This window comes from Leuconostoc rapi (assembly GCF_016908715.1).
GTDB classification, from domain to species: domain Bacteria; phylum Bacillota; class Bacilli; order Lactobacillales; family Lactobacillaceae; genus Leuconostoc; species Leuconostoc rapi.
Genome location: NZ_JAFBEK010000003.1, coordinates 1 through 14,241, shown reverse-complemented (window position 1 = coordinate 14,241; position 14,241 = coordinate 1). Strand labels below are relative to the sequence as shown.

The 14,241-nt window shown below is 38.1% G+C and carries 14 protein-coding genes; all 14 read right to left on the bottom strand.

Annotation, left to right across the window (positions count from 1 at the left end; genetic code table 11):
* Positions 1 to 30: 30 nt before the first annotated feature.
* Positions 31 to 1,308, bottom strand: coding sequence for a histidinol dehydrogenase (hisD, locus tag JOD28_RS03880; RefSeq protein WP_204769575.1), 1,278 nt, complete (start codon positions 1,306 to 1,308; stop codon positions 31 to 33).
* Positions 1,309 to 1,327: 19 nt separating this feature from the next.
* Positions 1,328 to 2,923: an ATP phosphoribosyltransferase gene (gene hisG, locus JOD28_RS03875; protein ID WP_204769574.1), complete on the bottom strand. Its 1,596-nt coding sequence runs from the start codon at positions 2,921 to 2,923 to the stop codon at positions 1,328 to 1,330.
* A gap of 340 nt (positions 2,924 to 3,263) precedes the next feature.
* Entirely contained in the window at positions 3,264 to 4,112 is an 849-nt protein-coding gene (hisJ, locus tag JOD28_RS03870; protein ID WP_204769573.1) for a histidinol-phosphatase HisJ, read from the bottom strand.
* Positions 4,113 to 4,174: 62 nt separating this feature from the next.
* On the bottom strand, positions 4,175 to 5,503 hold the full coding sequence (celB, locus tag JOD28_RS03865; RefSeq protein ID WP_204769764.1) for a PTS cellobiose transporter subunit IIC: 1,329 nt from the start codon (positions 5,501 to 5,503) through the stop codon (positions 4,175 to 4,177).
* Between the two features lie 17 nt (positions 5,504 to 5,520).
* A complete protein-coding gene (locus JOD28_RS03860) occupies positions 5,521 to 6,072 on the bottom strand; it encodes a sugar transporter (protein WP_239531075.1) in 552 nt (183 codons plus the stop codon).
* Positions 6,029 to 6,388, bottom strand: a complete 360-nt coding sequence (locus JOD28_RS03855) for a PTS cellobiose transporter subunit IIA (RefSeq protein WP_204769572.1) — start codon at positions 6,386 to 6,388, stop codon at positions 6,029 to 6,031. Before JOD28_RS03855 ends, JOD28_RS03860 begins: the two co-directional genes overlap by 44 nt.
* Positions 6,388 to 8,388: a BglG family transcription antiterminator gene (locus JOD28_RS03850; protein WP_239531073.1), complete on the bottom strand. Its 2,001-nt coding sequence runs from the start codon at positions 8,386 to 8,388 to the stop codon at positions 6,388 to 6,390. The genes JOD28_RS03855 and JOD28_RS03850 overlap by 1 nt, the downstream gene beginning before the upstream one ends.
* Before the next feature lie 29 nt (positions 8,389 to 8,417).
* The gene (locus JOD28_RS03845; protein ID WP_204769571.1) at positions 8,418 to 8,732 is read right to left on the bottom strand and encodes a PTS cellobiose transporter subunit IIB; all 315 of its coding nucleotides are present in this window, start codon (positions 8,730 to 8,732) and stop codon (positions 8,418 to 8,420) included.
* A 13-nt stretch (positions 8,733 to 8,745) separates the two neighbouring features.
* Positions 8,746 to 10,182 (bottom strand): 6-phospho-beta-glucosidase, encoded by a 1,437-nt coding sequence (locus JOD28_RS03840; RefSeq protein ID WP_204769570.1) that lies wholly within the window; start codon positions 10,180 to 10,182, stop codon positions 8,746 to 8,748.
* Between the two features lie 116 nt (positions 10,183 to 10,298).
* A complete protein-coding gene (locus JOD28_RS03835) occupies positions 10,299 to 11,102 on the bottom strand; it encodes a Cof-type HAD-IIB family hydrolase (protein ID WP_204769569.1) in 804 nt (267 codons plus the stop codon).
* A gap of 43 nt (positions 11,103 to 11,145) precedes the next feature.
* Complete coding sequence (locus tag JOD28_RS03830; RefSeq protein WP_204769568.1) at positions 11,146 to 11,325, bottom strand: hypothetical protein; 180 nt, start codon at positions 11,323 to 11,325, stop codon at positions 11,146 to 11,148.
* On the bottom strand, positions 11,325 to 12,800 hold the full coding sequence (gene ffh / locus JOD28_RS03825; protein ID WP_204769567.1) for a signal recognition particle protein: 1,476 nt from the start codon (positions 12,798 to 12,800) through the stop codon (positions 11,325 to 11,327). Before ffh ends, JOD28_RS03830 begins: the two co-directional genes overlap by 1 nt.
* Before the next feature lie 72 nt (positions 12,801 to 12,872).
* Complete coding sequence (ylxM, locus tag JOD28_RS03820) at positions 12,873 to 13,217, bottom strand: YlxM family DNA-binding protein (RefSeq protein WP_204769566.1); 345 nt, start codon at positions 13,215 to 13,217, stop codon at positions 12,873 to 12,875.
* On the bottom strand, positions 13,214 to 14,241 hold a 1,028-nt coding region (ftsY, locus tag JOD28_RS03815), incomplete at its 5' end, for a signal recognition particle-docking protein FtsY (protein WP_204769565.1). The genes ftsY and ylxM, both read right to left, overlap by 4 nt.

The following is a 14,241-nucleotide window of genomic DNA, read 5'->3' as shown; positions in this document are numbered from 1 at the left end:
AAATTCCTTTCTGATATGGTACAGATATTATTATGATTGACGCACTTCGATGGCACGTGCGTGACCTTCCAACCCCTCTTCACGGGCTAGTGAAGCCACATCGCTGGCATCATCACGTAACGCATCTTGTGAATAATTCAAATATTGGATACGTTTTTGAAAATCCCATACACCCAAGGCTGAACTAAATCTTGCTGTGCCACCAGTTGGCAAAATATGATTTGGTCCGGCCAGATAATCTCCTAAGGGCTCAGATGCATATTTTCCCAAGAACACAGAGCCGGCGTTTTGTATTTTTGCCAAGTAATCATAAGCATTTTCCAACTGAATTTCCAAATGCTCTGGTGCAACGACATTCATCAAATCAATCATGTCATCAACCGTATCAACGAGATAAATAAAACCATTACTATCAACTGCAGCTCGCGCGATATCAATTCGTGGCAATGTTAGCAGTTGTTTGTCTACTTCTTTAGATACAGCTTGCGCTAATTTTTCCGAATTTGTAATCAAAATTGCTCGCGCATTGACGTCATGCTCCGCTTGCGACAACAAGTCAGCCGCAATATCTTGGGGCCGAGCCGTATCATCAGCCAAAATACCAATTTCTGATGGTCCTGCAATCATATCAATCGCAACTTGCCCATAAACTGCACGCTTGGCAGTGGCAACATAGACATTGCCTGGACCTGTAATTTTATCTACTTTTGGTATGGACTCCGTACCATATGCAAGTGCCGCAATGGCTTGTGCGCCGCCCACTTGATAAATACTATCAATACCAGCTATTTTGGCTGCTGCTAGCACCGCTTGATTTAAGCCATCTTTTTGTGGCGGTGTCACCATAATAATATTTTTAACCCCAGCTATTTTGGCTGGCAAAGTATTCATTAAAACCGATGACGGGTACGCCGCCGTGCCACCCGGAACATAGATACCGACTGCTGATAACGGTGTCACTTTGGTCCCTCTTACTACGCCAGGACGCGGAGAATCTTCAAAGGATTTTTGTAACTCCAATTGGTGAAACGATCGGATATTGGCTGCTGCCTTCTCCAATGCCTTAATCACTGCAGGATCGACGGCTTTTATGGCCTGGTTAATTTGTGAGGCACTCACCTTTAATACATCAAGTGACACACCATCAAAAGATTTGGCATATGCTTTTAGCGCTGCATCGCCCTTTTCACGTACAGTTGCAATAATATCAGTAACACGATTTTCAACCTGTGGGTCGATTGTTTTTGACGTTTGCTGGCGTATACGTGCCTTAATTTGATTGATCGATTCATTTTTAATGATTTGCATGATAATCTCCTTATTTTTTCTAACTCAATCGTGTGATCAAGTTATCGATGACTTGCTTTAATTCTGATTGAAATTGAAGCAATGCACCTTGACGTACAAGTAAATGGGTCGACACACGACCAACAGTATCATAAACGACAAGATTATTTTCTCGTAATGTGTTGCCTGTTTGTGTAATATCAATAATCGCATCTGATAACCCGGTTAATGGTCCTAACTCTACTGATCCAGATAACTTAACAAGTTCGACATCTTCACCCCGTTGAGCGAAATATTGTCCTGTTACTTTGGGATACTTTGTTGCGATACGCTTACGCTGCACACCATCTATTTTAAAATTTTTAGGTGCGGCAAGAACAAGTTCTGCCTGTCCTGTTTTTAAATCAAGTACATCAAAATGATTTTGAATTTGTTCAGCGATTGTGTCAGATCCAACAATACCAATATCACCAATACCACGATCAAGATATTTCACAACATCTCCGGGTTTAACTAAGATAAATCTGTAGATACCATCTGGACTATCAAATATTAATTTTCGTTCTGGGTTATCTAATGGCGTTGTGTCGATACCAGCAGATTTTAATAACGGTCGCGTGTCTTGTTCAACACGTCCCTTAGCCAAAACAACAACGATTGGTTCAACTGGCTTATGGTCGACTGCTTCACGCCGCCAGTCTGTCATGATTGTATCAATATTTAAACCCATGCCCACAGCAGGTAGTCGTTTATTTTGGAAACTTTCTAATAGCCGATCATATCGACCACCACTGAACAGGTAACGTCCCAAACTAGGGACAAAACCGCGGATGATCGTACCAGTGTAATAGGGTTGTGGGGATGACGCCGCAAGATCAACCGTAACTGCTACATCGGGATAACGCTCATGAATGAATGTAGCAAGTTGTAACCACCGATCAACAATATCATTAACTTCAGGCAGATCTTGTAATTGCCACATCACTGTTTCACCATCCTCGCCAAAGGCTAAAGGCCAGCGTTTCAGATTTTCTGGGAAATCCTTAATAGTGCGTTGAATTTTCTCAAATGCCGTCATATTTTTATGCTCAATGGCTTGCTTAAGTGCAGCTTGTTGTGTTTTAGAAATACTCAGTGTCGTCAACACGCGATCAATTAGTCTCGTATCACTAATGACAACTTGAACATCTGCAATACCAAACTGTTGGGCAAAATCTAGCATAATATCTAATGCTTTCATTTCTGCATCAAAGCTGGCATCCCCAATCAATTCAATACCAGCTTGTGTTTCCTGGTTGTATTCGCCGGACAAATAATTAGTCCGGCGAAATACATCCCCAATATAATAAAATTGATGCGTTTGTTCTTGTTGTGCCTTAGAAGATAAGAATCGTGCTATCGGCAGCGTAAGATCAGGTCTCAACACGAGGTTTTCACCCACTTGGTCGCGCAAATGAAATACATTATCATGTTGATATTGTTCAAACACACTTTCTCTTTCGATTAATGGTGTATTGATTGCCGTAAATTTTTTTGAATTCAATGTCGTACTAATCACATGACATATTTGTTGCTTTTGTACTAATGACGCGCCAAATTCATCATGTGAACCAGCTGCTAAAATTTTATCACTCATTAACGACTCCTAATTTAAATTTTTTTCTAATAAAAAACGTCCTTGCAAACTATATATCATAGTTTGCAAGGACGTTTTCGCGTGTTCCCACCTTGATTTTAGATAAACTTACGTCTATCTACTCATTCACCTGCTAACACAGGTGTACTCGGTATCGGGAGTTTCCGAAATGATTTTTTATCACTTCACTCATCGGTGTGTTTCATTCAAAACGTAGGCGCCCATCTCAATGCGTTAGCTTAGGCACTTCCTGTACAACGTTACTTCAATTACTCTTCCGACTTCAGTAGCTTTTATTAGATTAAACTAATCATACACCCATAATATTATATGTCAATACTTATTTTAATTTTTTCAAAAATGAGTCAACAACATGATAATCTTGCCCAACAGCGCTAGCTTCATGGGCATCTGATCCGTAAACCATTTCAATTTCAAGATCACGTGCTTTTTTTATTATATCCGTGGTCGGATAAGTTTCGCCATTATACGGTTTTCGCAAACCAGCAGTATTTAAATCTAATTGAAAATGATCATTTTTGATTTGTAACAATAAATGATCTATTCGCACCTGATTGCTAGCATCAAATGGTGGCAAATCAAAATATTTTTGATACTTCCGAATTAAAGTGACATGTCCAATTCGAATGACAAACTGATTAGGCAGTGTCGCCGCAAAATCCAAACTTTTTTTAATCGTTGTTAGGTAATTTTCAAAAACAGCTTGTGGGGCGTGCTTGATTTCTGGAAAATAGGCAGCCAAAGTTTCTGGGTCAAAATCAATTGGTGCCACTAAATGATCATGATTGGGTAAAAAATGAACTGATAAAACAATTTCATCTAGCCAATCCGCCTGTGCCATTAGAAACTGCCGTATGACTGGTTCGTAAGCTTGTAAATAGTCTACTTCAAATCCACTTTTAATATGAATTTGATCCGCATATTTTTTCTGAACGCGCGCCACTTCTTTTTGATAATCTACTAATTCTGTTGATAACATCGCCGAACCACTTTGTGCCGCAGCAGGTCCGGTAAAATTCGCCAAGAAATCTGCCGGTAATGGTGCATGCTCTGTTACTACATACTCTGTGAATCCTAATGCAATTGCTTGTTCAATATAATCATCTAAACGTTCATTAGAACCATGATGTGAAAAACGTGTATGGGTATGACCATCTTTTTTAAACATATGTCGTCTCTCCTTGAAATCATTGTAGCAGAGAATACATTAACACGCCATGACCCATTTTTTTATGCCTGACTACGTCCTTGTTCGTCATTATACAACTTCGTGTCATAGATTTTAATAAATGGTAAATAGATTAGGAAGGCAATAATCACACAGATCACCGCTAATACAGCTGCCTTCCAGTCAACCGTACTGATAAATGCGCCGATACCCACTGGTGATGGCCATGGTGCTTGAATGACGATTGGACGAATAAAGTGAAAATTGATCGCCGCGTAAGCAACTGAAGCAGTCACCATAGGTGCCATAAAGAATGGAATGGCAAGATAAGGATTATAAACAATAGGCAAACCAAAGATTAAGGGTTCATTAATGTTAAAGAAAGAAGGCACAATAGCCGCTCGACCTAACACTTTTAATTGTTCAGAACGCGCAAGTAAAGCGATAAATATACACAATCCCAATGTTGCTCCTGAACCGCCTAAAATAGCGAAAGAATTGTTAAACTCACCAGCAAATGGTATATTCGCACCATGTGAGTTTGACACCATATTTGCTAAGAAAATTGGTGTAATAAAAGCAGAAATAATATTTGCACCATGAATGCCAACGATCCATAAGGCATGAATCAAGAATTCAATCACCATGATACCCAACCAAGTGCTCGTCATATGCGTAACGAAACTAAATGGAATGGCAATCATTTTAAAGATATCGGTGCCGACTAACACTAAACCACCGTTAATAGCTAACACCACAACAGCGATAACAAATGTCGGAATTAATGCGGTAAATGACCTTGAAACACCTTCGGGTACGGCCTCAGGCATTTTAATTGTCCAATTATGCTTGACACAGAAGGCATATAACCACACGGCAAGAACAGCCATAATAATCGCAGTAAAGATACCACTAGTTCCAATACGATCAATCGTGCTTGTCATTCTAAAACCGTTAATAACTTTTACATCTGGTGTGATGGTGTTAAGTAGCACAATTTTGCCACCCTTTAAAACTAACTCAGGTAAACACATAAAGAAAGCAAACAGCGACAGGAAAGCACCATTGAGTGGCGCAACTTTTAGTTTATCCTCAGTCTGGATGATTCGCGTTAATTCAAAGCCAATCGCTAAACTGAAGTACATCGCCAAAATCCCCATGGTTGCTGTGTTAGCAATCATATAGAGGTCACTAAATTTAAAGAATGTGGCATTAAAAAATCCGGTTAAAAAAGGGAAAACTGTTGGTAAAATATTCAATACTAATATCATTGATCCTACAATGGTAAACGGAATGGAAGCCATTCCTGCTGCCATAATGGCACGCACAATACGGTATTGCGCAATTTTCGTCATCGGTTTTAGCAGCACCTTTTGTAAGAAGTTAAACAAACGCCCATTTTCCATAACTATTTCATCTCCTTGCTTGTAAGTGAGTTCTGGTAGGCTATTAAGCGTGCATAGTATTTATCTTGATCCACTGAAATTAAGTTCAGACGCTTGTTAACTACCAATAGTAACAAAATACCAAGTAACAATAAGAATAAAACAATCACCCTGTTTTGCCACGTATTATTAACAAATTGGAATAATGACGAAAACAGCGGTGTCATTGTACTGACAATTAAAACGGCATTAGCAACCATCTGGCTTCTGAAATAAATTTTCGAATAACGTAATTGATTACTGTGTTGACCAAATAATTTTATTTGTTCGATAATTGCCAGTGACGTGATTGCAATTAATAATAATGGTAATGCCACCACCCAAGTGTGTCTCATGATTAAAGCCCAGTACAAATTAACAAAGAAAAAGAAAGCCGTTGCATAGCGAATCAATATAAAACGATTGAATTGCATACTTTTAAGACTCATATCCTGACGATTTTTTTCAATACTGGCTTCTAAGAGACGTTCTTTAGACTTTAATGTTATCCTTTCCGACTTCAAAGTTGTCTTCAATTTCTTTTACCTCCTTATAAAGGTTTTCCATCTCGACAGCCATTTCACGTAATGCCATAGTTGTCATCAGATGATCTTGCGCATGTACTAAGATAATTTCCATATCAATTTTCGTGCCCGCGGCATAGCTTTGTAATAACTTTGTTTGTGACTTGTGTGCTAATAATAATTCATCGTTTGATTGTTTTAATTTTTGATCAGCTAATTCAAAATTTTTATGACGCATCGCATCAAAAGATTCGTGTATATTCGTCCGTGAGTTGCCACTGTGCAAAATAATTTCAAAGGCTATGACTTGAATTTCTTCAGAATTCATCAATTTTTACCCCCTTTCATCATCAGCATAAATTGTTGCCGAAATGTTTTAAAGTCAGCTGCTGAAATTAACTGCTCTTGTGATACGATATTTTCTGTCAAACGTACAATTGTTTGGGTTGTTTCAGTCAATCCTTGATTATTCCAATACGACGGTGATAATAGGAACACCAATTTAATATTGGGATAGTCGTCTGACCATTTCAGCCCATTTGGTATCACGCCAATAGCAATTTTAGGCACTTGACTAATAGGTCTCAATGGATGTGGGACGGCAATCACATCACTAAATGTGACTGCACTCAACTGTTCACGTTGGTTAATTTGATCTAAAAAATCTTCTTTGAATTCTGGCAGTTCATGCGTCATAATCATACGCGTTAATTGATCTAAAACCTCCAAACGCGTTGTTGGTTTTTGCCAGATTTTAAAACGTGTTTTATTTGTAAATTGGTCAAAATAATCTAATGGTTCGTTTGACGGCTCATTTATTGATGAATTTTTATAACCGACGCTAGCATTGACCTCGAGTTGATCCAAAAAGTGATGTAATTTTTGCATATCTACAGTTGTTAAAAAAATACTCACTTGAACAATCGGTACTTTAAACACCTGTGTTGATAAATCTATGGCACTTATAATAAAATCAACGCCTTGGAGTACACTGTCGTCAATTTCGTAATACCCTTTGATACCAACAATATGAATAAATTTACCAAACTCTTTTGCAATTCGATTATTAAGTAGTTGCGCTGATCCAAAACCCGTAGCACAAATAATTAATGCTTTTGGTTTATTAAAATCCTTATATTTTTCAATCGCTGCCATAAAATGTAGTGTTAAGTAAGCAATTTCGTCATCATTAATATCAAAATGCGAGAGTTGTTCAGAAAAGCTAAGGTAATGTTTAACAGCAGTAAAATACGGGGCATAATTCATTTTTATTTCTTGCAATAATGGGTTTTTTAATTGTAAACCTTGTTCAAGCCTCACAATCATCGGTTTCAGATGTGCAACAAGATTCTTTCGTAACTCATAGTCCTGAGACACTGGATAACCTGTTTCCCATTCAATTTTTTGCAAAATATCGTCTAAATCATGCCAAATTTTCGCATCACTTGGCACATTATTATTTTTTCCTTTAGCTAACAACTGAATTGTTAGGTAGGCTACTTCATTTTCTGGTACATTGAGCTCTGAACTGGTTTCAACACGATCAATAATATTTTGAGCAACTGCATGAACACTTTTTGTTTCAGCAGTGTCATCAAGAATAATCGGTTGTAATTCAAAACCACCAGCCATCCTCTGAACACTTAAAGCGATATACAATACGATATTTTGTATCGTAAAGTCAGTTAAGTCAATACCAGCTTCACGGCACTCATCCAGAACAATAATTGTAATCTGATCAAAACTAATTGTTTTAAAAAATGACTTGTTTGCCATGTAATGTTGAAGCGTATTGCCACTATGATTAAAGAAATAATCTAGAATAAAATGTCGCCGATCACGCTCTAAACCAGTAATAAATATGCCTCTGTTTGGCTTGCTATCAATTACTAATCTGTAGGGCACCAGTATTTTTCGAATTAATGTAAGGTCTTTGGATAAAGTAGACCGTGTGACAAATAGTCTTTCTGCCAAATCATCAATTAAAAATGTTTGGTTCTCAATAACTAATTTATTCAATATATATTTTTGACGATCAATCGTATCTGTTTTATTGATGGTACTAATTGCCCACTGTGATAATTCATAATTTTCATTTAAAAATAAATCAAACATCACCGGGTGATCAATGTGTAAACGATAGCCAAAGCTTGGTTTGGATTCGAACTGAGCGCCGTTTGCAATCAGTTTTTCTTTTAATTTTTTAACATAACTTCGAATAGTTCTTGATGAGAATGAGAGTGTTTCAGCCAGTTCCTCGCTAGTAACAAAACGGTCTTGATTATCTAGTAAATAAAGCAACAAATCCCGCTCTTTTTGTAACATCATCTCACCTCATTATCAGTTACACGATTAGTTCAAACATTTGTTTCAACTAATTTGGCCATTTTTTCAATCCCCATTGGAATCGGAATGTAGGCATCAAATGGAATTGACACAACTGGCTTGCCAACCTCTTCACCAATTTTTGTGAAATTATCCAGATACATCGTTGTTTGAGGACTAATTAAATATAAGTCAAATTGCCCACCACGAATGGCATCTTCACCTTCAGTAGCTGTAATGGCATCTAATTCGATAGCCTTATTTTGTGCTTTGAAGTAATCTGTTGTTTTTTTAGCCATCATAGATGATGACATACCCGCTGCACAAATAATCAATGCTTTTTTCATGATATATTCCTTTCTAATTTAACTGCTCACCGTTTGTCGCAATCACTGTTTTGAACCACTCAAACGAATCTTTTTTAGATCTGGCTAAAGACCCTTCATTTTTGTTATTTTTATCCACATATATGAAGCCATAACGCTTATCCATTTCACCAGTGCCCGCCGACACTAAATCAATGCAGCCCCATGGTGTGTACCCGATCAAATCAACCCCATCTTCTGTGACCGCTAATTTCATTTGACGTATATGCTCTCTCAAATAGTCAATCCGATAATCATCATGTATCGATCCGTCAGGTTCGACCTTGTCATATGCGCCAAAACCGTTTTCAACAATAAACAAAGGTAGATGATATTTATCAGTAAACCAATTTAACGCGTAACGCAAGCCCTTAGGGTCAATCTGCCATCCCCAATCACTTGCTTCTAAATAAGTATTCCGAACGAGGCTATTTTGCATGGTCAAATCGTCAAACGAACGCACATCATCTTTTTGAATTGCATGCGACATATAATAACTAAATCCGATATAATCGACTGTGCCATCATGCAAATCTTGTTTATCTTGTACCGTCACATTAATTTCAAAACCTTTACGTGCCCAATACTTTGTTAAAAATGACGGGTAAAAACCATTAACATGTACATCAGCAAAGAAGTAATTTTTTTCCATTGCTTTTTGAGCTGCTAATACATCATCTGGGGCCATTGTTGCTGGATAAACTGGTCCCATAGCAATCATACAGCCTATTTTTAGATCTGGATTAATATCGTGTCCAATTTTAACTACGCGTGCGCTGGCCACTAATTCATTATGAGCTGCTTGATACATCCCCTCTTCACGGTTTTCACCTGGCTCAAAATGTAATCCAGAATTAGTGAACACAGAGAAATCATTTTCATAATTTGCTTGATTGTTGATTTCGTTAAACGTCATCCAGTATTTAACTTTGCCTTGATAACGTTGTAAACACGTTGTTGCAAATTTTACAAATAAATCAATTAATGCACGATTGCGAAATCCACCATATTTCGTTACCAAGTGATATGGTAATTCAAAATGAGAAAGCGTTACAACGGGCTCAATATCATTTTTGAGTAATTCATCAAACAAATCATCATAAAACTTTAGACCTGCTTCATTGGGTTCTGTTTCATCTCCCGTCGGATATATTCGCGTCCAAGCAATTGATGTTCGAAAACACTTAAAGCCCATTTCCTTGAATAAACTAATGTCTTCTTTGTAGTGATGATAAAAATCAATCGCTTCATGATTAGGATAGTACTCACCTGGTATGACACCGTCTGTGATGCCACGTGCTTTATTCGGCCCACCAGCAGTCATCACATCTGCAACACTGATACCCTTACCTCCTGCTTGCCAAGCACCTTCAAGTTGATGTGCAGCAACAGCTCCCCCCCAAAGGAAATCTTTTGGTAAACTTTGCGTCATTTTAAATTCCTCCTTATATTAACTATAGTTTATCAAGAAAGCGCTTACATTTCCATTACCTTAATTGCCGCAAGCATGCGGAAATTAAGGTAACAAAAAAACACGCTGATTGCGTGTTATATTGTTTCAAGAATTGTGCGTAAAACACCATCATTATCATTATCAGCAACACTAATTGCAAAATCGTGTTGCAATAAAGCATCATCAGAATTTGTCATAGCAACTGGATGGCCAACATACTCAAGCATTTCCATATCATTGAGACCATCGCCAAAGGCCATAATATCATCTGGTGCAATGTCTAGTGTTTCTGCAATATAAGTGAGCGCATTTGCTTTATTAACATTAGGGTTAACAATATCAACTGCGCCATAACCTGATGTTGTCACATGAACTTTATTGCCTAGCAACGTTTTTACGTCACGCATGAAATCATATTCTAACTGTGGTAATACCAAAGATATCTTCAAAATAGGTTCATTAATTTCAGAAACTGAATCAATTAGGGTTAGATTTTGAAAATAAGTTTTAGCAAAGTCAAGATGTGCTGCATTATACTTTTTAACAATCATGAATGCCCTATCAGCTGCAACAAAAGACAAACCGAGTTCAACGTTATCAACGTACTTATCAACTAACTGATCCACCACGGCTGGTACATCTGTTGGTACTGACCAAACATGCTTTAATTCACCATCTAAAACAACTTCAGCCCCGTTGTTAGCGATCAATTGATATTGACCTTCAAAATTTTTAAAGTATTCGCGTACTTTTTGAACGTGATTACCAGTAGCCACAATGAATTGACCGCCTTGTGCATGTAATTTATCCAATACTTCTTGAAATAATGGTTCATTGAAGGATTTATCTTTTTTTAGAAAAGTGGCATCCAGATCCGAAGCAATCAGTTTAATTGACATATCTCTCCTCTATGAATTAAAAACTTATGGTTAGTCTAGCTAGTTAACGTAACAACCACCACATCAAAAATCTAATAAGGCCAAAAACAACAAGCCCTGGCACCGCTGCCATAATGATAGCAATTAAAACTACTGGTACTGATAGATTAGGTGCGTTAAGTAAATTGGCACCTAACATCACAACAAATACAAAGGTCGGCAGTACACGTTCTAATCGTTGCATTACTTTTTACCACGCTTCTTCTTAGCCTTTTGTAAGCGTCGTGCAGCTTGTTTAATGGCAAAATTTTGAACTTTTTGACCAAAGTTACCAGTAGGCATGCCACCACCGGCGCCACCCATCATAGATGACATATCCATACCAGCGCCACCCATCATTTTATCAATACCACCAAAATTACCATTCGTTGCTTGATTCATCATTTTCCGCATCTGGTCAAACTGCTTAATCATACGATTAACTTCAACAGTTGGACGTCCCGCACCAGCTGCCAACCGACGTCGCCGCGATGGGTTGATTAAATCCGGATTTTCACGTTCGGCTGGTGTCATAGAACTGACAATTGCTTCTAAATGAGCAAATTGTTTGGCATCAATATTAACGTTAGCCAAAGCAGGATTATTAGCCATCCCTGGAATCATTTTCAACAAATCTTCCATTGGCCCCATACTTTGTACTTGCTTGAGTTGCGCAACAAAGTCATTGAAATCAAACGTATTTTCACGCATTTTTTCAAGTTGTTTTGCTTGTGCTTCCTCATCGAAATCACGTTGCGCCTTTTCAATTAGGGTTAAGACGTCCCCCATACCCAAAATTCGTGACGCCATGCGATCTGGATAAAAAACATCTAAATCTGTTGGTTTCTCGCCTTGACCAACGAATTTAATTGGTTTCCCAGTCACATCACGAATTGAGAGTGCAGCGCCACCACGCGTATCGCCATCTAATTTGGTCAATACAACGCCTGTTAAATCAAGTGATGCAGAAAATCCTTTTGCTGTTTCAGCAGCATTTTGTCCTGTCATGGCATCAACCGTCAGCAGAATTTCATCTGGTTGTGCAATCTCTGCAACATCCTTTAACTCTTGCATTAATACGTCATCGATTTGTAAACGTCCAGCTGTATCAATAAACACGTAATCATTTTTATTCTCAGCTGCTTGTGCCAAACCTTGACGTACAATGTCGCGCGGATTAACATCCGTACCAAGCTGAAATACCGGTATATCTAAATCACGACCTAAAATTTCCAACTGATCAATAGCTGCGGGACGGTAGACATCGGCAGCTATTAAAAGTGGTCGCGCTTGTGATTCTTTTTTTAGTTTGTAAGCTAATTTTGCAACAGTCGTTGTTTTACCAGCACCTTGCAAACCCGCCATCATAATAATTGTTGGAATTTTTGGTGACTTATTAAGAGGGACAGCTTCTTCACCCATTGTTGCTGTTAACTCATCGTTAACGATCTTAACAATTTGTTGTGCTGGATTTAACCCTTCTAGAATATCTGCGCCGCTTGCCTTTTCTCGCACATTTGCAACAAACTTTTTAACTGTATCATAGTTAACATCGGCTTCCAGTAATGCTAAACGTATTTCTCGCATCGTTGCCCGCAAATCTTCTTCACTGACACGACCACGACCAGTTAAATTCTTCATTGCCTTAGAGAGACGTTGGGTTAAGTTTTCAAATGCCATAGTATTTAAGTGCCCAGATCACCAGTATTATATCGTTGGCGTCGAACACGTTTCCCCTTTTAGAATAGTATTTTAATCTTCTATTTCGTGCGCCAATAATTGGGACACAAGTTCTTTTAACTGTACATCTTTATTATAATACATTGCAATGTATTCTTGTACTGCCACCTCAATTGTCGAGCGCGCTTCAAAATTAGCCTGCAGATGTAAGATACTTTCGTACTTTACAAGCTGGTCAATACCACGTCGAATGTTGTCTGACACTGCTTGGCGACTGACAGTTTCAGCCTCTGCAATTTCAACGATTGAATAATCATCTTCAAAATAAGAACGCAAATAATCCTGTTGTTTGGGTGTCAACAATTCACCATAAAAACCAAATAAACCATTAATACGATTTTTTTCTTCAAAATTCATGCAATCAGATCCTTAAATAGGCCATAAATAAATTCTTCAGGTTTAAATTCACGCAAATCACTGGCTTTTTCACCAAATCCAACCCATTTAACTGGTAAATGCATCTCATTTCTGATGGCAAAAACAATCCCACCTTTTGCAGTACCATCCATTTTTGTCAATACAATGCCGGTAACATCAGATGAGTCTTTAAATAGTTTTGCTTGCTGTAAAGCATTTTGACCAGTTGTTGCATCAAGAACTAGTAACACTTCGTGTGGTGCACCAGGTATTTCACGCTGAATAATGCGTTTCATTTTTTCTAATTCCTGCATGAGATTCACGTTGTTTTGTAAACGCCCCGCTGTGTCAACAAATAATACATCAACATGTTCATCACGTGCCTTAGCCACCGCCTCAAAGACAACGGAAGCTGGGTCAGCTTTTTCTTTACCTGAAACTACAGGTACGCCAGCTCTTTGACCCCATTCTTGTAATTGCTTGGTTGCACCAGCTCGAAATGTATCGGCAGCAGCAAGTAAAACAGACTTGCCCTGTTGCTGATACTTTGTGGATAACTTTCCGATTGTTGTCGTTTTTCCCACGCCATTAACACCAACTAGTAGAATAACCGTGGTGCCATTGCTGTTAAAATGCATTGTTGCATCTTCATCAACGCCGTCTGCCTCATACATATCAACCATTTTTTTGATGATCACATCACGAACGTCTTCTTTATGTTTGGCATTTTCTAACTTGACTTCTTCACGAAGTTCATCAGAAATCTTGATTGCCATATCAAAGCCAACATCAGCGCCAACTAAAGTTTCTTCCAAATCTTCAAAAAAGTCTTCATCGACTGAACGGAAATTTGCTAAAAAGCGATTAAAACGTGCAGCAAAACCTGTACGTGACTTTTCCAATCCCTTATCATAAACCTGTTGTTCTGTTTCTGTTTCTGTTTCTGTTTCTGTTTCTGTTTCTGTTTCTGTTTCTGTTTCTGTTTCTGTTTCTGTTTCTGTTTCTGTTTCTGTTTCTGTTTCTG